Below are 19569 nucleotides of genomic sequence, written 5' to 3'. Positions count from 1 at the left end.
ATTAATCAATTTGAAGGACATATTTATAAAAATTCAAGTAGAACAAAACCGGAAGAACGAGAGGATTTAGCACAAGAAATACGCCTGAAAATTGTCGAAAAAGTATTTAGTAACAAATTTGATGAAACTCCTGGTTTCTTCGATGTTTTATTAAATGACGATTATTATTAAAAAAGTTGCCAAACGGTCAACTTTTTTAATATAAAGGTTTATTTTTGCTATCTAATCACACTTAATTATTTATAGCATGGTGGCATAGCCAAGTGGTAAGGCACGGGTCTGCAAAACCCTGATCGCCGGTTCAAATCCGGCTGTCACCTTAATATTAAAGAAATCCTTTTAAAAGGGTGATGTAATTTACATGTATAAAATTGTTCTAGATCCAGGTCATGGTGGAGAAGATTATGGTGATACATCAATAAAAAGCAAACTTAGAGAAAAAGATATTACACTAAAAATAGCTCTTTATGCAATGGATTTTTTAAGACAACAATATGCAATTAGAGTGAGATTAACTAGAGAAAATGATGTAACTGTTAAATTAAAAGAGAGACTTAAGATAGCTAAGCGTTTCAAAGCTAATGTGTTTATTTCTATTCATCTAAACCGAAGTAATGGGGTAGGAGTTGAAAGTTTTATTGGTCTAGAAGCGCTCAAAATAAATCAAGAACTTCAGCAGTGTTTGCACAATGAAATTAACAAAATATTAACTAGGAAACAACTAAATATAGCAGGTAGCCATTTAAGGAAAGCGAATCATGAAATGTTACAAAAAGTATCTATGCCGACCATACTTTTCAAACATTTGTGTATTAATGATGATTTTAAATTATTAAATGATGAAAGATTCTTAAAGGAATTAGGTGAAGCATACGCAGTAGGAATTGGGGGATTTTTAGGTTTTGAAAAAATATAATCCAGTGACCTTTCTAGATTATATTTGAAAGGAGAAATTCACATGAAAAAAGTATGGCTAGATGCAGGGCATGGAGGATTTGATTCAGGTGCAGTAGGAAATAACTTAAGAGAAAAGGATGTTACACTACAGCTAGTACTGTATACTCAATCATATTTGGAACAAAATTATCAAAATGTTGAAGTTGGACTGACGCGATTAACAGATGTTTTTGTCTCGCTATCTGAGCGTGCAAAACGAGCAAATTCTTGGGGAGCAGACATTTTTGTTTCTATACATGTTAATGCCGGAGGAGGTACAGGTTTTGAAACTTATACTTATCCAACCCCTGGTTTAAATCAAACAACAATTGTACAAAGAGCTCTTCATACAGAAATTATAGAATCAATAAGAGAATATGGAGCTATAGTAGATCGTGGACTAAAGAATGCTAATTATGCAGTACTTCGTGAAACGACCATGTCAGCTGTTTTAACAGAGAATCTGTTTATTGATACACTTACAGATGCTGAGAAGCTAAAGAAAGAAAGTTTCCTCCACGAAGTAGGAGAGGCACATGCACGTGGAATTGCTAAATGCTTAGATTTACCTTCAAAAGAGAGCATTTCATATGTGGTTCAAGCTAATGATACGTTCTATAGTATTGCAAAAAAATATAATATTACGGTTCGGCAACTTCAATATGCAAATCCTGAAGTTGAGCCAACTACGCTACAAATTGGTCAACATATCATTATTCCGATAATTTAAGAAATCTGTCTCAGTCGTTATCCAGTTAACGGCTTTTTTGACGTCGCTTGAACATTAGAAATAAAATATCATGGTTAAGCTTTATCCATAAAGTTACTTGCTTCATTAACAATGTAAAGAGGTAAAAGAGTGTTAGTTCTTTGCCTCATATGTTTTAACTTTTGTATAATTCATAAAAAAAATTTAGTATCAACAATATTAGGTACTTTTATTATTGTGAATTTTAAATATTAAAAAAATCATCTGTTTTTTTACTTTTATCTATTGTACGAGCTAACTTCATAACTTTTTTTAGTACATTTGCGCTTGGTACATAATTTTTATCATTACAAAGTTTTGAAACTGTAGCCCTAGAAACATTACTATCTTTTGCAAAGTCTTTCTGATTCACACCATTCCGATCTAACCATTTACCAAATTTTGAACGCTTCGGATTTTTCCACCAAGGCATAAAAAACCCTCCTTTATTAGCATTCATTCTTTCCAGTCTTCCAAAAATTATAATCTTCGAGTCTAAACTTTTAGACATAATGTACAAGCTACAAGCTATATACTTTATTAAGACGTCATTAAAAAACATCACGAATGGAGTGAATGAATTGACAAAAGAATTAGCTATCTCTTTATTAGCTCGAAAAGGTGTCTATTTAACGTCAGAGGGGAAACGGTTGTTAGAGGTCATTCTGAAAGAAAGAATCGTGTATGAAGGAAAATAAAAAGTCGAAAAGCTCAAAAGGTACGTATAGACCAACGATGTAATATAATCCAATTTATCGTACATATGTAGATAGTCTTTTTAAAGTGACTAACTTAGAATAATGTCGATATTTTTGTCATAATCATATAGCATGAATATAGTTAAGACCGCCTTATACAATGATAAGTAATGGGCGGTCTTTGTTGCGGATATGAATATATATTTGGAGAATTTTAATGTAAGGCAAGTCTATTAAAACATTATTAATTAACGGGCTGCTGTTTTGGAGCCCTTTCAATTACTGCTATTACTTTTTTATATTTTCTATTAGTCTCTTCGAATTCTTCTCTAAATACATCCATTACTAATACTTTAGATTGAGCGCCTGCAGCATCTACTAAAACAATATCGCCTTTTTGAATCGGGTTATCTCGTAATTCCTTTGGGATATGCCAGCTATAAAGCTTTGATGTATTGAGTTTTAAAATATCGCCTTTTCTTTTTGTGATATGAAATGCATAAATTGTATTATTGTCCACTGCTTTTTCCCGCCCTTCTCAATATATGTATTTGAATATAGTATACCATTAACCTTTTTTTAGCGTTTGTACACTTCTTGTAACGGTGTATATTTTCAATAAGCAGACCATGTAACACCTGTAAGTTAACTTGAGTTGAACTTATAACATAAAATCGTATGCGTTTTTATATTATGTTCTAAAAACATATTAAAAACAACAAAAAATGTTCAACTCAAGTTAAACTAGTATCACTAGTGATATATGAAAGGTCAAAAAAATACCTTGTTTTAATCTGTATCACGGGGTGATATGCGCGCTATTCGTTGTAGCCAGTTGGTTTTTTTCTCCTTTTTCTTCTCTATAGACTGTTGTAAAAGCTGTGTGATATGATGATCTCTTTTCTCAATAGATGCAGCTATGTATTTTTGTTGTTGGATAATTTGTTCTTGTTGATCGATCATCAACTTTTTGAATTCTTCTAGAGTGTTTTTTAGTTGTTCATTGTCCTGTTTTATCTCGTCTATTTCTGCCATGACCTGTTTTAAGTCTAAATCTTCGTTTTCCAGAACTGTAACGGATGGGGTTAATTGGTTAGTTGGTAGTTCGCTGACAACCGTTTTAATAGCCTGTTCTACAGAGATATCTTTCGTTCTAAATAATTCTTGAATGTTTTTCATGACAATGATATCACGCTGAATAAATGCTCGTTGATTATGAGCATTGCGAATAAAAACATATCCATGAGACTCCATAAGATTACAATATTTTCTTAAGGTAGGAGTAGCTATATTTAGCATTGCAGCAGCTTCTTTAGACCAGTAGGCTTTTTCTTGTGATGTGTCATTATGCATATGATATCCTCCTTTTTATATCTTTAAATATTCTATCTTATTTTTCGGGTTTCCTGTATTTTTTGAGAATTCAAATTGAAATTAAGGAACGCATGTTCTATAATAGAGTATATAAAAAAGCGCTCGTGGTTACTAAAGCACTAGAAAAAAATATTTGTTGACAAATATTGTAAACTAATTTTCTGAGAAAATAGTTGGCTTTTTATGGTTCGTCTTGAAATTTTTTTGAAATAGAGTATGATAGATGTAACAAAACAAAATGATCGGATAAAGCAAAAAGCCCAAGCGATTTAAGAAGACCTGAGAAATCTTCTTAAATCGTCCACCGTAATAGCCCTACGGTAAACATGGCTGCTTGAGCTTTCTACTTATCTTATATTATATAAATATCAAAATAATCCTACTTTTTTAAAAAGTAGTTTAACATGATTTTACTACATATCATTTTGATATTCAATAACAGATAAGCAAGAAAGTGTAAAAGTGTAAAAGTGTAAAATTTCTGACTTTTAGTCGTTTTCGCTTTCTCTTTCAAAAGCGCTGTTTACCTAACCAACGGTAAACAGCGCTTTTTGCATTTCCAAAGGAGGAAATGCACGATGTTGAGTGTAGCGAAACAACTTTTTAAAGATCAGTTAACGGAGAAGTCTAAAAAACAATCTGAAAAACAACAAACAGGCTATAGCAAAACGCTAGGCTGGGTATTCGTATCAAAAGACTTTACGAAAGAGACAACAAAAGCCGTTCGTACATATGGCTCGTTGTTTAATGTCAGCAAAGACTATACATACTTTACGCCAAATACGTTTTATCGGAATGATCTACGTCGTTTAAGTACGCTACGGTGGATCAATGCGATGTCGATTGATATTGATGCAAAAAACGATGGGAACGAGGGGATGACTCTTCCAGATGTGCAAGAGTCCATTACACAAGCAGGGCTTCCAATGCCTTCTTTAATCGTTCAGACTCCATCAAAAGGGTTTCATGTTCATTGGTTTTTAGAACAGCCAAAACGGTCTTCAGATAAGCTAAATGCACATTATAGCCGTATTCAGACATGTATTGCTGAAATGATTCGCGGAGATGTATATGCTGTGGGTCCTGAGCGTTTATTCCGTTTACCAACAGATGAAAATACAGTCTTTCATTCACAAGAACGTGTATCGTTTGACGAACTATGCGAGTGGTTCCAACTAGTACAAGAACAAGATCAACAAGACGTACATACATACAAAAAAGGATTCTGCAGAGGCTATGAATCTCTTTTAAAACATCCTGCTGTTCAAAAGATCCTAGAAGGTGTAAACAAAGGTCAACGTGATACGGCTTGCTATACACTTGCGCTTGCTTATAAGGCTGCTGGATATAGTGAAAAACAAGCAGAGCAATACTTACATAACTGGAATCAAAAAAACACGCCTCACATGCGTCAAATTGAGGTGAAACGCAAAGTTAAAAGTGCTTATAATGGTCGTTTCCATGCTCCAGCTGCGAAAAAAATTCGCGAGTTATCAGGCATGTTATTTAGCTATGTGATTTGGGAAGAAGCGAAACCACGTGAAGAGCGTACATACAGTCATATCGAAGAGTGGGAAGGGGATGTCTTAGCATTTATCCGTGCGCAAGGAGGACAAGTATCTGGTTCACAGCGCGACATTGCGGATCAAATCACTTCAAGTGCGGATGCTAAGAAGAAAATCCCTTACGCCACGTTTAAAAAAGTGGTTGCTAGATTAGAAGAACAAGAAATCCTTTCGAAAAAGGTCTCTGGTAAAGGAAGAGGTGCTTCAACAGAGTTAACTATCATTGATGAAGTAAAAGCTCGTAGAACGCAATCTGAAGCGTCAAAAAAAGAGAATGACCATACTTCTAAAATTAATGGGTTCAATTCAAATACAATTAAAGATACGGTGGTGGGGGGGACGGCTCTATCTCTCTCTACAGGTTCTAGCTTAGCTCTTCCAAAAGAAACGTTAACACCTGTTATGGTACCTACGTCTTCTACTCTTTCTAAGCCTGCGCCTATCCCCGGGAACGTGCCTATTGCGTTTGTTAGTGCTCTTTACAACCGTGGTTTTGTAGACGGGCGTTTTATCTTCCGTGCCTGGGGCAAGATTCAACTTGCTTCCAAGGCCTTTGGTATTACCTATCATTCTATTGCAGCTACTGACGACTATATACGCTTAGCCGTGGATGCTGTTGGGTTAACTGTTGAGAACAAAGGTTCGATGATTGCAGGAGACTTCCAGGGAGACGAAAGTTTCTTGAAGTATCTTTTCGGCACGATGAAGGGTTTATTTGCGAATTATCGTTCTGATCAGATTACACAGTTTGTTGAAGAAATTGAAGGTTTAGGTGACATTACATTATCACATGTAGGTATGGAATTAGAGGACGAATTGAAGGCTGCTAGGGTAGTAGATCGAGAGTTAGTGGAGACTAAATTAGCTGAAATTGAACGTGAGCAATCTGCACGCCAAAAACGCAAACACTATAACAACCATTCTGTTTTTGATCTAAATTCTAGTTTGAATCAGTTCAAACTTTTCATGAAGACAGATGATTAATTTCTGTAAAAAAAAGAATCAAGAAAAGATATAAAATCTCTTCTTGATTCCACTCACGAAGTTAACTATTCCCCTTACAGAATAGTCAAAGATAGTGTATACAAATAACGAAATAAAGGCAATTGTTATTGCGATTCAATCAAATTATTAGTAAAGATATATACCATGTATGATTGAATATTTTGTGATATATATGGTCAAATATATGGGTGTAGGTTTCATGAAGTTTAAGAGCTAGGTTAATACCAATACTTATAAGGGTTTACGATGAGGTTATTCTAAAAAATGTCACCTTAAAGGTCTATGTAATAAAACTTTTGTTAAGTATTAAGCCAGAACCATTGAAAATCCCTTAATGATCTAGGGATGGATGAGCATAATGAAATTAAGCAATAAAATTACTGAATTTTTCAAGATACTTTCCTTATAGGTAACTTTGATTACGTTAGTAATCATGTTCCTATTGGATACATTCTTTTTTTACTCCTATTTTGGATTAGATATTTATCGTGGCGGCCGAGGGTGTTATCTATACAGGAAATATGTAGATAAACTAATCTGTCAAATAACCATCAAATAAAGAGATAACGAGCCTGTAAATAAGATGTTAACTATCTCTACTTAGGGTGGCTAGTTAGTTTACTGTTACATAGGCGATTAAGTTTGTTCTGTAGCCACTGGTAGGCGTTTGGATAGAAAGACACTTTCGTTGTATTCTTTACCTTTTACCATATTCAAAATATGTATACAGACGTAAAGGGTACGCTTGTACTCAGTATTTCGTAGATGCGGTGTGAGGTTGGAGTGGGTTTTTATTAGATTTCAGACAAAGCTATTAGGGACAGAAAACATATCTGGTAAATACTCGTTAGAAGTTTGTTACGATAGGAAATCTGATTATCCAAGCAATAAAGGTGATGATTTGGAATTCTCCTCTCTATAGCATGAATGAGTTGCAACGTGATATGAGGTACCAAGTGAAAGCTAAAAAAGCTGATACAAAGTCTCAAATTGCCATGAAAAAAATGTTCTTCGATCAAGTGATGAAACGATTCAGCTCTACGGAGATAAACAAAAAAGCTTGCAAGAAAAGCTGGAAAATTTGAACGAAAAAAAACAGGATTTGGTCATGAAGTGAAAGAATGAAGGGGGACCCAAAAGGGACTATGGTGAATAAATGGAATTAAAAGGTAAATATTCGGCCTAAAAAAACGGTGTTAAAGAGTGAAAAGGGGACTCAAAAGGGACATGAAGAGCTTTTTCTTGATATCACGGTTTCGCTAGGCTTTGCCTAGCCTATCACCCTATGTGATAGCAGAAACCCCTTATGCTCTTCTTTCTTTTAGGGGAGAGAGAACTACTAGAAAAGAGAGGTTAGGTAAAATGGGAATTTAAATTCTAAAAGTAGATCCAATTACGTTTAAAAAAGTAGATGAATTGGATAGGAAAAAGAAGGTGTCCCGTTAAGGATTTTTAAAAGGTCAGCTTGAAATACTCACTTTATTTCAAGCACAAACAGATAGAGAAATAGAGTTAGAGAATCCCGTTCGCTTTAACATTCAGACGGTAGAAAAATGTACAGAAGTAATGGAAACGATGAATCAATTTATTAAGGGATTAATGGAGGAGGACACCTTTCAATAAAAATTGATATGGGATAATTTCTTTGGTGATACAAGGACATATGAACGTATTGAATAATATATATGACTGTTGCTTTGAGTTTTAAAAATGAGATTACCAGAGATAAATGAAATCCAAAATTCAATGGGTGAATTTAATGAGAACATGCTTTTGCTTATTATAAAAGTTAATATGTGTACAAGTGTCTTATTGGATTTATATATAGCAACAAGAAGAGGAGAATATGAAATGAACAGGTATTGTTAGAAAATTGGATGCGGTAGGGCGTGTTGTTATTCCGATTGAATTACGAAAAATACTTAACATAGACATAGCCGATCATTTAGAGATTTCTTTAGAAGACGATCATATCAAAATTGAAAAATATGAAGAATTTTATAGATGTGCTATTACAGGAGATATTACACCCCAAAATCGTAGGTATGCCAATGGTTTGGTATTAAGTCCTTTAGGCGCAGAAATCTTATTCAATGAGATTTGTGAGCACCAAAAAGACTTGGCTTTAGAGGGTTAATTTATACAGGTTTATATACAGTATGAGCTATTTGTTAAACCGTCAAAACCTTGTTAAATCAACGATGTATAAAAAGATGCATAAACGATAAATTTTGATGGAATGCCATCCCTTGAGCGCCAAGGGATGGCGTTTTTCATGTGTTCCGCGAATCTCAATTATGTTAACTAAGGATGTATAATATATACAAGCTAAGGGGGGAAGAAGGATATGACAAACCTATATTTAGTTCGTCATGCTCATTCAATTTATACACCAGATGAAATGGGAAGACCTTTATCCGAAAAAGGATTTTTAGATTCTAAACATATTACTAATCTACTTAAAGATGAGGATATACATATTGCTATTTCAAGTCCATATAAACGAGCTTTTCAAACAATTGAAGGGGTGGCTAATCACTTTAATTTAGAAATTGAAATAGAATTTGAACTAAGGGAAAGAAAACTTTGTTCCTACCCGATAGACGATTTTGAGACGGCTATTACAAAAGTTTGGGAAGATCCCTACTTTTGTTTAAAAGGAGGAGAGTCCAATAGGGTAGCTCAGCAAAGAGGAATAGCATGTATTTTTAAAATTTTAGAGAGGTATAAAGGAAAAAATATCGTAGTCGGGACACATGGAAATATTATGGTGCTTATCATGAATTATTTTAATACAAGATATGACTTTGATTTTTGGAAGAACTTACAGATGCCCGATATCTATAAGTTATCTTTTGAAGACAATGATTTAAAGGCTGTTTCAAGGGTATTAATTAATGAATTCCTATAAGGAACATTATGGTAACTAGGAGTTAATATCTGATTGTAGAAAACAATTGGTAAAAATGTTAGGGAGTGTTTATATGAACCCAGTGTTATTAGATTTTCCTTCAGAGTTTTACACTGAGAGGCTTTTTATACGTATGCCTATGCCAGGTGATGGACAAGTGGTATTTCAAGCTATAAATGAATCTATTGAAGACCTAAGACGTTGGATGGCCTTTGCTCGAAAAGATCAGACTGAGGAAGAGGTAGAAATAAACATCCGAAAATCATATACAGAGTTTTTACAGAGAGAAGATTTAAGACTTCATATCTTTTTAAGAGAAACTGGGGAATTTATTGGATCTTCTGGTTTACATCGTATCAATTGGAGTGTACCAAAATTTGAGATTGGGTATTGGATCAATTCTCGATTTAGTAAGAAAGGCTATATGAAAGAAGCAGTTGAGGGAATTGTTAACTTTGCTTTAGAAGAGTTAGGAGCTAAAAGACTGGAGATTAGATGTGACCCGAGGAATACCAGAAGTCGCGCTATTCCAGGAAAATTGGGGTTTAAACTGGAGGGGATTTTGGAGAACGATAAGGTATCTGCTGATGGAGCGACTTTAAGAGATACATGTATTTATGCCAGGGTTATAAAGTCTAATTAATCTATATAAATTCCGATAATGGACCTTATGTAAAGTAAGGAAATAGTATATAATTTTGGAAAACAAGTAAGGAGAAGCATCATGCGTGTCCCATATACAGGTTTAGCATTACAAATTGTCTTTATCCTATTCATTACAGTTTTTGATTCCTGGAGAGCATCTATAATCAATCATTATTCTGTATATCCACCAGCTTTATTTGAGTTGTCTTTAGGTATACTAAGTACTCTACTAGGATTATATGGACTTATTAAAAGAGATAAAATTACCCTCTCCCTATTGGTGACGGGGTTTGGAGTACTTATATGTCTATTTTTCGTATTTATTTATCTATTACCAGAGGCAGGGATTCCACCGGCTATTCCATGGTTATACTCTAAAAATTAAGATCATCAAGGACAAAAAGGTATGCTATATATGGCAGCCTTTTTTATATTTCGAGAATCCGTTTTATGTTGACTACTAATGTATAGGTTATACAGTATTATCTACTGTAATTTAGGTGTTGTAAAGGGATATAACGGCTGTATGAAGAAGTTCTATTTTATAACTATTTGTTAAGTGGTGATATCTTTGAAAATTAAATCTTCCTATAAAATACATATTATAGGTTCCGTCGGAAGTGGAAAGACAACATTAGCAAAAAAATTGTCTTCACAACTAAATATCCCATCTTATGAGCTAGACAATGTTGTTTGGAAAAGAGCTAAAACAGGAGATATTAGGAGAAGTGAAGAGGAAAGAGATCAATATTTAAACACTATAATCAGTTCCGAGTCTTGGATTGTAGAAGGGGTTCATCATAAGTGGGTTTTTCAAAGTTTTAAGAATGCAGATTTGATTATTTTTCTAGATACAAGTTATTCAAAACGGAATATTCGGATAGTAAAAAGATTCTTTTTACAAAAGGTTGGTATTGAAAAAGCGAACTATAAACCCTCTTTTTTTATATTTAAAAAGATGTTTGAGTGGAATTCATATTTTGAAAATAAAAGTAAGCCGGAAATATTAGAAATGTTAAGTGATTTTGATGATAAGGTAATAATTTCAAAAGATACTAATGAAATCGAAAGTATATTGATTAAGAACAATCACTACTAAAATCTTATAATCCATTTTGCATTGAGTAAATAGAGAAGTATTTCATAAATAATAAATGTTTTATCCTTTACTCTACCTGACGACAAATAGGAGATTTTTCTACAAAGTGTGTAAAAGGTATAACTATTTTTAATAAAGTATGTTTGATCTTACTTAACGATATGGCGGGAAGCAAAGCTAAACATAATCATTATTATGTAAACAAGAAATGAATATTATATACATTATAAAAAAGAAGAAATTACTATTAAGGGACAGTGATTTCTTCTTTTAGCTTAAAGATATGGTACATCAATGCAGCTTAATTTTATAAATGACAAAGAATTATTATTATGTAAAAATTATTGAATTAATTTAAATCCCACATTTTATCGGCTTTAGAACGTAAGGCTTCTAATTCATCTTTATATTCCTCTACTTTTTGAATAGAAACTTGATTAGTTGCATCTTTACTAATAGGTTTTAAATTTTCATCAACGTAAATTTCATATGCTAAGCCATCCTTCTGCAATCTAAACCCGTATTCATATCCTCCAGTTATTAAAGGCCAAACAATTAGCATTTCCTGCTTATCATTATTAGCAACTGCTAGATTTCCTGTAAAGCTTAAATAGCCAGGCTTTTTTACGCTATAAATATAACCATCATCTTTTTCTATAAAATGTAGACCCCATTTGTTTTTAGGAATAGCTTCTACATACTTGTTATATTTTATAGTTGTTATTGCGTACCAACTTAAATTCCAAATGCCAAATATTAATACGATAATCAGAAAAAAATATCTTTTTTTGAATTTTTTCATAAATCCACCAACCTACTACCTTGTTTTTTTATTTCTTCATCATGAGTAACAAGTATTATGGTTTTCCCTTGTTCGTTAAGCTTTTTTAAAATATCTAGCACAATTTCTGCATTCTTTTTATCGAGGGAACCTGTTGGTTCATCAGCCAGTATGATATCGCATTTTTTTAACATTAGTCTTGCCAAAGCAACCCTTTGTTGCTCTCCTCCGGAAAGAGTATATACCTTCTGGTTTAACTTTTCTTCTAGACCTACAATTTGTAAGGCCTTTTCTATGGACAAATCAGTCTTGGCATTTTTACGAACTAGTTTTAAATTTTCTTTAACTGTTTTATTATCAACTAAAGCAAAATTTTGAAATAGAAAGCCTATTTTTGTCCTAAAGTAATTTAAGTGATTTTTTTTTTGAGTAACATCTACTCCATCAACAATTATTTCTCCCTTATCTAACTTCTCTATCGCCCCAACCATATTGAGTAAAGTCGTTTTACCACATCCACTAGGACCTGAAAATATAACAAAATCTCCATCATTTATAACTAAATTAAGGTTTGAAAATAAAACCTTATTATCAAATTTCTTAACCAAATTTTTTATTTCAATCATAGGTTTCCTCCTTTCAATATTTTTTGAATTTTACTACGTTCGATTTTGTATATATAGAAGGCAATAACTAATAGTTCTAAAACTAGAATTACTGTACCTCCAATAGCAAGGTAAAAAGTTTTATCTAATTGTAAGATACTGGCTGCAATAAGGGTTGATATAATACTTATTATGGTAGTTATGAATGTGATCAAAATAATTTTTTTGTTTTTTTCTATCATACTGTATCCAAGGACTTTTTTTATGGAAAGTTCTATTGAGTTAACTTCATATTCTAGCTTTATTATTGACGTGATAACTATAAATTCTAAAATTAAGACCAAGATAGTGAAAACCAAATTAATATATAGAACACGTTTAGCATTATTCCAATTTTTGTTGTAACTATCCATTACGTTAGTTTTGCTTACGATTTGTCCCTGCAAATTGTTTTGTTTTATAAAGTTATTAAATTCTTTATTTGATATATCGTACATAATGTCGTGTACATAGTTTACATTTTGAGTATCTTTACTAATTGGACTCTTAAGTTTATCCCTATTAACATTGTTATAAATAATAACAGGGTTCTCCACCAATTGGCTTCCGTATGTATAATTCTCATCAATGTTAATGATATTTATATTGTCTTCATAATAAATTACATCATAGTTATAAGCGAAACCTTCTCCTTCATAAAAATTTATTGCATTCTTTAGTTGACTAATTATTTCAATGTTATTGGATAGTTTTTTAGGTATTAAAAAGTATATGTCTTTATCTAGATTTGAACTTTTGAGTTCTTTTATTTGGTGTGATAGATATTTAAAAGCATTTTTATTTGCTAAAACACCATTCGTATCTAATAAATCGGATATATTTGTCAACAAAGTCGCATTGAATTTTTTGAAGAATTGTCTATAAAATTTCTCTTGTACAATTCCATCTTGTTGACTATCAGTAATAGTTCCATCTTTATTTTCTATAAGTCTATATTCCAACCGAGTGTAATTATAGTTAGAATAGCTCTCAAAAAAAGGCTTTTGTTTATAAAGATCATAAGCCTGAAGAATAAGCGAAATATTACTAGAAATAATAAAAACAGTAATTATTATTGTTATTAACTTTAATCCATAATTCAGTGATAATAATTTTTTTGAAGAGCTGGTATTAGAAAAAGCTTCTTTTAAATTGTAGAAATATAAGTTGAAATAAATAAGTGCATTTAAAATGATTAATAAGAAAAATAAAATAAGCGAGATTTTGAACTGATAAAATACATGAGTATATTTTGATAATATGTAAAGTATTACTCCAAACGTAGATAGATAAAATAATGAATCCAACAAGATATTTTTCCAAATAATCTTATGTATACTTTCCCCCATAGTTACTCTAATAAGATTCTCTTTTTTTTGAAGTATAGTATCGTAATAGGTTAATAGTAAAGTAACGCCTATGATAAGTAACCATATGCATATTGCCGTGTTTCTTAATTCGTTACTAATGAATCCTTTTTGAGGATGATTACCTGCATACTTATCAATTAGGTCCATCTTGAATTGATGAACGCTGTTTGGCTTACCGATAATGTAGAAGTTATGAACGTCTTTAAAACTTGTTATACTCTTTAAATCCTTAAACTTAAAATCAACGTCACCTAAGAATAGACTAGTATACTTCCTTTCCGAAATGTCTAAATTCTTATTTATATAACTCTTTACATTTGAGGTTCCATATATAACATATTCGTTAAGAAAAATACTACGGGGAGATTTTATAAAGGTAAATACCTCTACATCATTGCTCTTTGCCGAATTAAGTATGTCATTAGCCATTTCTACATCATTTGTATCTTTTTGCAAATATAATGTTGTATTATCAAAATCAGTATAAAAATTATTTAAACGAAAGATATGACTTTCTCCAATAATTAGTATACCGATAAAGATAATACACAAACTAATGATATACTTAATTGTTTTCAAAAAAATCCCCCCGTAATACATTGTTGACTTTATGATTTTATTTAATATTAAAAATCAATATATTATTTCCCGTTATTTTTTATAAGCTTCAAAAAACTCCTTGTTACTTATAAATATTACCATATTATTAATAAACAATCTTGTAAACAATAGAAGATCCACTATGTGTAACCTCTATCCCCGCCCAGTTTCCTTTTGTATCATTATCAGAGTACTGCCCATTAGCATTTTTAACAATCGCAGTATGGCTTGTAGTGCTATGCTTAGTATGAGTGTAATCCTCATTTATTGCTGCAGTATTATATCCATATTCTATTACCCAGTTAGTACCACTTCCGTATGCTTCCCAACTTTTATTGAAACTTTTACCACTACTAGAGTAAGCTTTCTCTGCTGCAAATGCAGATGTAGATGAAGCTAATAGACTTAAAGCTACAGTAGCACCAATCAATACTTTTTTCATAAAATTACCTCCAATATATTTTTTTGACGTCTTATCCTTCTAAAAACCTATATTTCTTGGATTATGTAGTATAAGAACGCCTCGAATTATAGATATTTGACATAAAAATTCAAAATCCTACATGATAATGTAAAAAAATTGATAAAATTGTATTTTTTCTGATTACTAAGATTAATATTAAAAGACCTATTTAATTGGTCTTTTTGTAATTTAAATGAAATTATAGGAGTAGAAGAAGCAGCAGAATTGTGGGGGTAAAAAGATGGTTACATTAAAAATTCATGTGCAGCTCTACCGTAGTACCTACATAGTTTCTAAATGACATCTACTTCGGTTATTAAATAGTATCTACCTCGTTAGCGTTACCGCATTAATACAAGCTTTATGTAGCTAGTTAGAGCCATTTATGAAATTTGTAAGGAAGCTGAGCCGGAGAAGTAAAAGAGCAGTCGGGTAAGGTTTAAAACAAAAAATGAGAAGCACATCGCGTGCTTCTCATTTTTTATTTTAGCAGCCTTTCCAAGCCATTTTAGCAATAAAGGCAGCAATCAACGTACCAGCTCCAGATACACCTGTGCCATCAGCACATGCATTTAAAACACGGTCACATCCGCAACGACCAGGATAACTAGTATTAGTTTTATAACAATTGTCGTGCCATTTGCAGCATGTATCTAAAGAGTTAATCGGTGTGCCCGATCCACATCCAGCTCCACACCATTTATATTTTTTTCCACTTAATGTACAACAGGAGCCTCCCCATACACAATCAAGATAAGCAATATGAGGCTCAATATCAGATTCCTCTTGTGGAATTTCAAACTCTTCTGCATCATATGCTCGATCTACTTCATACAAGATTTCTCCTTTTTCAAAGCTTACTGTAAATACTCGAGGGATCTCATTTTTTTCCCCAATGTAAATCGCTGCTACGTTAAAAATCTCATTTCCATCTTTAGCTTTTGTTGCAATGACACGAAGATGAGCTTCTTCACTTAATTTTACGTAGGTAGTTGTTTGTTCAACAACCACCCCTGTCTCTTCATCGTAATATTCACTATTAAACGTAGTAAACTCATATTGCTCATTAATTTGTACTTTGCCTTCTAAATAAGCAATAGCCTTCTTTACGTCTGGTTGTTCTAAGACATCTAATGAATGTGCCTCAATTTCTGGTGCTTTTGCTACGCGTCCTTTAATAACCATATTATCTTCTCCTTTTAAGATTAATTTAAGCAAAATGATGTTTTCTGCTTACACCTATACAAGTGATTAAAGTAACTAAATATAAACCAATGTAATGAAAATATTTTTAGGAATAAAAAAATCCCCTGCTACTTAGGGGAAATGAAGGTATTCAAGCATCTTTACTTACTAAAAGAACACTATCAATAATTATTTATCTTCAAAACAACATCTACAAATGCTTACATCATATAGTAATTCTAATGACTTTTTCATGTCTTTTAATTCTTTAGAATACTCAACGCAAATGTTTTGGTACATTTCTTTTTGCGATTCATCACAGTAGTCAAGACATTTGGCCATCTTTAAAAGATCCATTTTAATTTCATTGTATCTTTTAAATTTATTTTCAATTGTATTCACATCTTTCACCTCATTAATTAATAGGTCTTATCTGAGTAGGACTAGTACCTGTATTTATAAGTGAAATAAAATAAAAAAAATAAATCAATGAGAGTAATTAAAAGTTTTTATCGGACCTAAAAAAAAACGTAGCTGTTAATTAAATTATTTTATAAGAAACATCATATAAGAGGTTTATATTCTTAATATTCTTCCACTTATTTAATGGAAATCAAATAAGGGAGTGTATTAAATGAATAAAAAAGTAACTTTATATTTTAATGATTATTGTGGGCATTGCAAAAATTTAAAAGCTTGGTTTACAAAGAATAATATCCCATTCGAGGCTTTAAATACTGAAAAGAAAGAAGTATCAGACGAACTTGTACAGCGTGGAATTACAGCGATTCCATTCACTGTAATCGAAAACACTTTAACTGGAGAAAAAGAAGAGATTATTGGATTTAATGAACAAAGATTTGAAAATACATTCCAATGAAAAAAAGCCGATTATATCGGTTTTTTTCATTATAATTTTCTTCCTTTCCACATTTAACTTATTAAGGAGGAGATGAGCTTGATTAAGGATGGACTTGTGTTAAAACCTATTAAAATTTTGGACAGATTTAAGGCACTTAGTATCATTCCAGATAATTTGGATCAGATTAGAGCACGTGAGATATGGAATACTACTAATCAAGGGTCGGGAATTGTGATAGCAGTCTTAGATAGTGGAATTCAGGTAGACCACCCAGATTTAAAAAATAATATTATTGGTGGATATAATTTTACAGAGGACGATGATAGTAATCCGGAAGTGTATAAAGATTATTTTGGTCACGGTACACACGTTTCTGGAATTATTGCTGCTACAGATAGTGGAAAAGGGGTTGTGGGGGTTGCTCCTAAGAGTCAGTTGCTAATTTTAAAGGTAATTGACCATAAAGGTAGAGGTAGTTTTGAAAGTTTAATTAAAGGAATTAAGTATGCTGCTGATTGGATAGGGCCAAAAGGTAAAAAAGTTAGTGTAATGAATATATCGTTGGGTGGAAAAGAAACAAGCGATGAACTTCACAGAGCAATAAAGTATGCCCGTTCAAAAGGAATTGTATTAATAGCTGCAGCTGGAAATGAAGGAGATGGAAACAGCGACACTGTGGAAGTTTCATACCCTGGATTCTATAAAGAAGTTATTCAAATTGGATCTATTTCAGAAAATCAGATACCTTCTAAATTCTCTAATACAAATGTAAACTTAGATTTTGTTGGTCCAGGAGAAAATGTACTTTCTACTCATTTAAACAGTGATTATGTAGAATTAACTGGTACATCAATGGCAGCACCATTTGTAGCCGGTGCGGCAGCCCTCATTATTAAAACATTAGAGTCAGTTGAACATCATTTAATCCCCATGTATGTATATGACTATTTATTAATACACTCGCTTAAGTTGGAAGAATTCTCTATAAACCAAGTGGGAAATGGATTTATTCAATTAAAATAAATGAGATATTTATTTCTGAAGAGGGTGCTATATGTGGATGCACAACTAAAGCTAAGACTTATTAAAGATTCATTATCTATAAATGATAATAAAATAATATTTGATCAAATCTATGCTAAACAAAAAGGACTTCCTGCTGAAACTATCTATTTAATTAAAGAAAAATTAAGAGAAGAGAATGGCAAGGAAATAAAAGCCTCCAGTATTGAACAATTCATTTTTCCTATTATTGTTTGGGCAATTGATTCTCTACATTCTTATTTACTGAAAGAACTATTCTCTTTGGGGATCTCCTCATTTTGTAGAATTTATGAGAATGAAAATAAGGTAACAGCATTACTTTGTAATGAATTAAATACTAAGTAAGGAAAAGAAGGCCTTCTTATAAGAAGGCCTTCTTTTTCTTATTGTTTACTAAATTTACTTTTTAAGGCTCTGAAATACCATTTGCAACTGCTAATAAGAAAATGAGAATGGTTAAAAGAATAAAGAATACACCATTGGCTAAGATACTAAACCATACTACACTCGTTTTTTTAGTACGAACTCCTAAAATTAAAGAGATTATAAATCCAATGTCTATTATTGACAATAAAACAATACTAATCCATAGCTCCATATTTGGGAATGTTCGAGAGATTAGAAAGACAATGATCGTAGCTACAATCAAGCAAACCGTCAAAACAATAGGTTTACCCATTTTTTTCTCTTTTTGGATTTGACTATTCATAATATCCCCCCTTTCCTACCTTACCAAATTATACATAAAAATTCAGTCAGTATGACGGTTACAACCAAAGCATTAAAGAAAATAATAACAAGTACCTAATGTTTTTCCAATATGAATCTTATATCTGTATATTAATCTGAATTATTAAAAAATATTAAAGTAGGAACATTTGTTCTTATTATGGTTTATAATGGTATAGTTGGTTTCACTTAGTGAGGTATAGCTTTTTTATAAGTAAGTTTTACTAAAACTTCTAGAAAGGAATGTGTGCAATGAACAAGCAGCAAATAATTCAACAATTTTTTGAGAAACATGAAAAATCCCTGGAAAAACCTATTATCAAAGGATTTCTCAAAGATGATAAAAACTATGAACCTCTCATTAAATACATTCTATATCCAACTAAACAAAATCAATTAGAAGTAGATCAAGCATTTAAGAAGCACTTTCAAGAAGTTAGAAACATTAAATTCTACAGCAGTTTAATTAAATTCTTCTCGATCGATTACGATAAACGAATTCGTAAACTAAATACTCGTTTTTTATTAACTCTAGATCAACCCCTGGGAGATGAGCATGAATCAACTAGAAAAGATTATTTAGTAGATCCTCAACCACAAATTCCTCTTGAAGAAGGAGAGTCCCTTGATAATCTTATTGAAAATCAAAATTTACTTAGAGGTCTTAAAAGTCTTACAAAAAATCAATTTAACATTTTAGAATATATATACGTTGAAAATTTAACGAATGCTGAAATTGCAAAATTAACTAATTCAACTACTCAAAATGTCTGCAATACACATCGAAAAGCCATTCGAAAGTTAAGATCCTTTTTTTAGTAAAAAGCAGAAAATTAATCATTATGAGGGAGGAAACTGTACGCTTATGCAAACTAATTCTGAATTATATTTGAATATGGCAGAAGAAATC

The 19569-nt window shown here is 31.9% G+C and carries 23 protein-coding genes and 1 tRNA gene; 14 read left to right on the top strand and 10 right to left on the bottom strand.

Features of this window, described 5'->3' with window-relative positions:
- Positions 1-249 precede the first annotated feature (249 nt).
- The 3 genes from OK414_RS28800 to OK414_RS28790 all read left to right on the top strand — a co-directional run bounded on the left by OK414_RS28800 (position 250) and on the right by OK414_RS28790 (position 1666).
- A tRNA-Cys gene (locus OK414_RS28800) sits at positions 250-320 on the top strand.
- Positions 321-361: 41 nt separating this feature from the next.
- Entirely contained in the window at positions 362-916 is a 555-nt protein-coding gene (locus OK414_RS28795) for an N-acetylmuramoyl-L-alanine amidase family protein (protein ID WP_263046234.1), read from the top strand.
- A gap of 42 nt (positions 917-958) precedes the next feature.
- A complete protein-coding gene (locus tag OK414_RS28790; RefSeq protein ID WP_263046233.1) occupies positions 959-1666 on the top strand; it encodes an N-acetylmuramoyl-L-alanine amidase in 708 nt (235 codons plus the stop codon).
- Between the two features lie 223 nt (positions 1667-1889).
- Here OK414_RS28790 and OK414_RS28785 read toward each other — a convergent pair whose 3' ends face one another.
- The 3 genes from OK414_RS28785 to OK414_RS28775 all read right to left on the bottom strand — a co-directional run bounded on the left by OK414_RS28785 (position 1890) and on the right by OK414_RS28775 (position 3735).
- Positions 1890-2117: a helix-turn-helix domain-containing protein gene (locus OK414_RS28785; protein WP_057275154.1), complete on the bottom strand. Its 228-nt coding sequence runs from the start codon at positions 2115-2117 to the stop codon at positions 1890-1892.
- A 509-nt stretch (positions 2118-2626) separates the two neighbouring features.
- On the bottom strand, positions 2627-2902 hold the full coding sequence (locus tag OK414_RS28780) for a DUF5839 family protein (protein ID WP_263046232.1): 276 nt from the start codon (positions 2900-2902) through the stop codon (positions 2627-2629).
- 269 nt (positions 2903-3171) lie between these two features.
- Complete coding sequence (locus tag OK414_RS28775) at positions 3172-3735, bottom strand: hypothetical protein (protein WP_263046231.1); 564 nt, start codon at positions 3733-3735, stop codon at positions 3172-3174.
- A 599-nt stretch (positions 3736-4334) separates the two neighbouring features.
- On the opposite strand from OK414_RS28775, the gene OK414_RS28770 reads away from it, so the two are divergent.
- The 7 genes from OK414_RS28770 (at position 4335) to OK414_RS28740 (ending at position 10981) form a co-directional block, all read left to right on the top strand.
- Positions 4335-6305 carry a primase C-terminal domain-containing protein gene (locus OK414_RS28770; protein ID WP_263046230.1) on the top strand — a complete coding sequence of 657 codons (1971 nt, stop codon included), beginning with the start codon at positions 4335-4337 and terminating at the stop codon, positions 6303-6305.
- Positions 6306-7282: 977 nt separating this feature from the next.
- Entirely contained in the window at positions 7283-7411 is a 129-nt protein-coding gene (locus OK414_RS28765; RefSeq protein WP_264363565.1) for a hypothetical protein, read from the top strand.
- Positions 7412-8199: 788 nt separating this feature from the next.
- Positions 8200-8463, top strand: coding sequence for an AbrB/MazE/SpoVT family DNA-binding domain-containing protein (locus OK414_RS28760; protein WP_317620605.1), 264 nt, complete (start codon positions 8200-8202; stop codon positions 8461-8463).
- A 210-nt stretch (positions 8464-8673) separates the two neighbouring features.
- Positions 8674-9237: a histidine phosphatase family protein gene (locus OK414_RS28755; RefSeq protein ID WP_263046229.1), complete on the top strand. Its 564-nt coding sequence runs from the start codon at positions 8674-8676 to the stop codon at positions 9235-9237.
- A 73-nt stretch (positions 9238-9310) separates the two neighbouring features.
- A complete protein-coding gene (locus tag OK414_RS28750) occupies positions 9311-9880 on the top strand; it encodes a GNAT family N-acetyltransferase (protein ID WP_263046228.1) in 570 nt (189 codons plus the stop codon).
- A gap of 81 nt (positions 9881-9961) precedes the next feature.
- Positions 9962-10267 carry a hypothetical protein gene (locus OK414_RS28745; protein ID WP_263046227.1) on the top strand — a complete coding sequence of 102 codons (306 nt, stop codon included), beginning with the start codon at positions 9962-9964 and terminating at the stop codon, positions 10265-10267.
- A 177-nt stretch (positions 10268-10444) separates the two neighbouring features.
- Positions 10445-10981 (top strand): AAA family ATPase, encoded by a 537-nt coding sequence (locus tag OK414_RS28740; RefSeq protein ID WP_394514675.1) that lies wholly within the window; start codon positions 10445-10447, stop codon positions 10979-10981.
- 349 nt (positions 10982-11330) lie between these two features.
- Here OK414_RS28740 and OK414_RS28735 read toward each other — a convergent pair whose 3' ends face one another.
- The 6 genes from OK414_RS28735 to OK414_RS28710 form a co-directional block, all read right to left on the bottom strand.
- Positions 11331-11783, bottom strand: a complete 453-nt coding sequence (locus OK414_RS28735) for a hypothetical protein (RefSeq protein WP_263046246.1) — start codon at positions 11781-11783, stop codon at positions 11331-11333.
- Positions 11780-12388 (bottom strand): ATP-binding cassette domain-containing protein, encoded by a 609-nt coding sequence (locus tag OK414_RS28730; protein WP_263046245.1) that lies wholly within the window; start codon positions 12386-12388, stop codon positions 11780-11782. Before OK414_RS28730 ends, OK414_RS28735 begins: the two co-directional genes overlap by 4 nt.
- The gene (locus OK414_RS28725; protein ID WP_263046244.1) at positions 12385-14355 is read right to left on the bottom strand and encodes a DUF1430 domain-containing protein; all 1971 of its coding nucleotides are present in this window, start codon (positions 14353-14355) and stop codon (positions 12385-12387) included. Before OK414_RS28725 ends, OK414_RS28730 begins: the two co-directional genes overlap by 4 nt.
- Before the next feature lie 127 nt (positions 14356-14482).
- Positions 14483-14818: a hypothetical protein gene (locus OK414_RS28720; RefSeq protein WP_263046243.1), complete on the bottom strand. Its 336-nt coding sequence runs from the start codon at positions 14816-14818 to the stop codon at positions 14483-14485.
- A gap of 507 nt (positions 14819-15325) precedes the next feature.
- Positions 15326-16024, bottom strand: a complete 699-nt coding sequence (locus OK414_RS28715; protein ID WP_263046242.1) for a hypothetical protein — start codon at positions 16022-16024, stop codon at positions 15326-15328.
- 189 nt (positions 16025-16213) lie between these two features.
- Positions 16214-16426 (bottom strand): hypothetical protein, encoded by a 213-nt coding sequence (locus tag OK414_RS28710; RefSeq protein WP_263046241.1) that lies wholly within the window; start codon positions 16424-16426, stop codon positions 16214-16216.
- Between the two features lie 232 nt (positions 16427-16658).
- On the opposite strand from OK414_RS28710, the gene OK414_RS28705 reads away from it, so the two are divergent.
- The 3 genes from OK414_RS28705 to OK414_RS28695 all read left to right on the top strand — a co-directional run bounded on the left by OK414_RS28705 (position 16659) and on the right by OK414_RS28695 (position 18275).
- The gene (locus OK414_RS28705; RefSeq protein ID WP_263046240.1) at positions 16659-16904 is read left to right on the top strand and encodes a glutaredoxin family protein; all 246 of its coding nucleotides are present in this window, start codon (positions 16659-16661) and stop codon (positions 16902-16904) included.
- A 78-nt stretch (positions 16905-16982) separates the two neighbouring features.
- The gene (locus OK414_RS28700; RefSeq protein WP_394514681.1) at positions 16983-17909 is read left to right on the top strand and encodes a S8 family peptidase; all 927 of its coding nucleotides are present in this window, start codon (positions 16983-16985) and stop codon (positions 17907-17909) included.
- Positions 17910-17942: 33 nt separating this feature from the next.
- A complete protein-coding gene (locus tag OK414_RS28695; protein WP_263046238.1) occupies positions 17943-18275 on the top strand; it encodes a hypothetical protein in 333 nt (110 codons plus the stop codon).
- Positions 18276-18336: 61 nt separating this feature from the next.
- Here the strand turns inward: OK414_RS28695 and OK414_RS28690 are convergent, their stop codons facing one another.
- Positions 18337-18639, bottom strand: a complete 303-nt coding sequence (locus tag OK414_RS28690) for a hypothetical protein (RefSeq protein WP_263046237.1) — start codon at positions 18637-18639, stop codon at positions 18337-18339.
- A gap of 272 nt (positions 18640-18911) precedes the next feature.
- Here OK414_RS28690 and OK414_RS28685 point away from each other — a divergent pair, with 272 nt between their 5' ends.
- Positions 18912-19478, top strand: coding sequence for a sigma factor-like helix-turn-helix DNA-binding protein (locus OK414_RS28685; protein ID WP_263046236.1), 567 nt, complete (start codon positions 18912-18914; stop codon positions 19476-19478).
- Positions 19479-19569: the final 91 nt, after the last annotated feature.

Origin of the sequence: Priestia sp. JV24, assembly GCF_025910025.1 — a bacterium.
GTDB lineage: Bacteria > Bacillota > Bacilli > Bacillales > Bacillaceae_H > Priestia > Priestia megaterium.
Note: the sequence above shows the minus strand (reverse complement) of the source record. Positions and strands in the feature narration are given on the sequence as shown.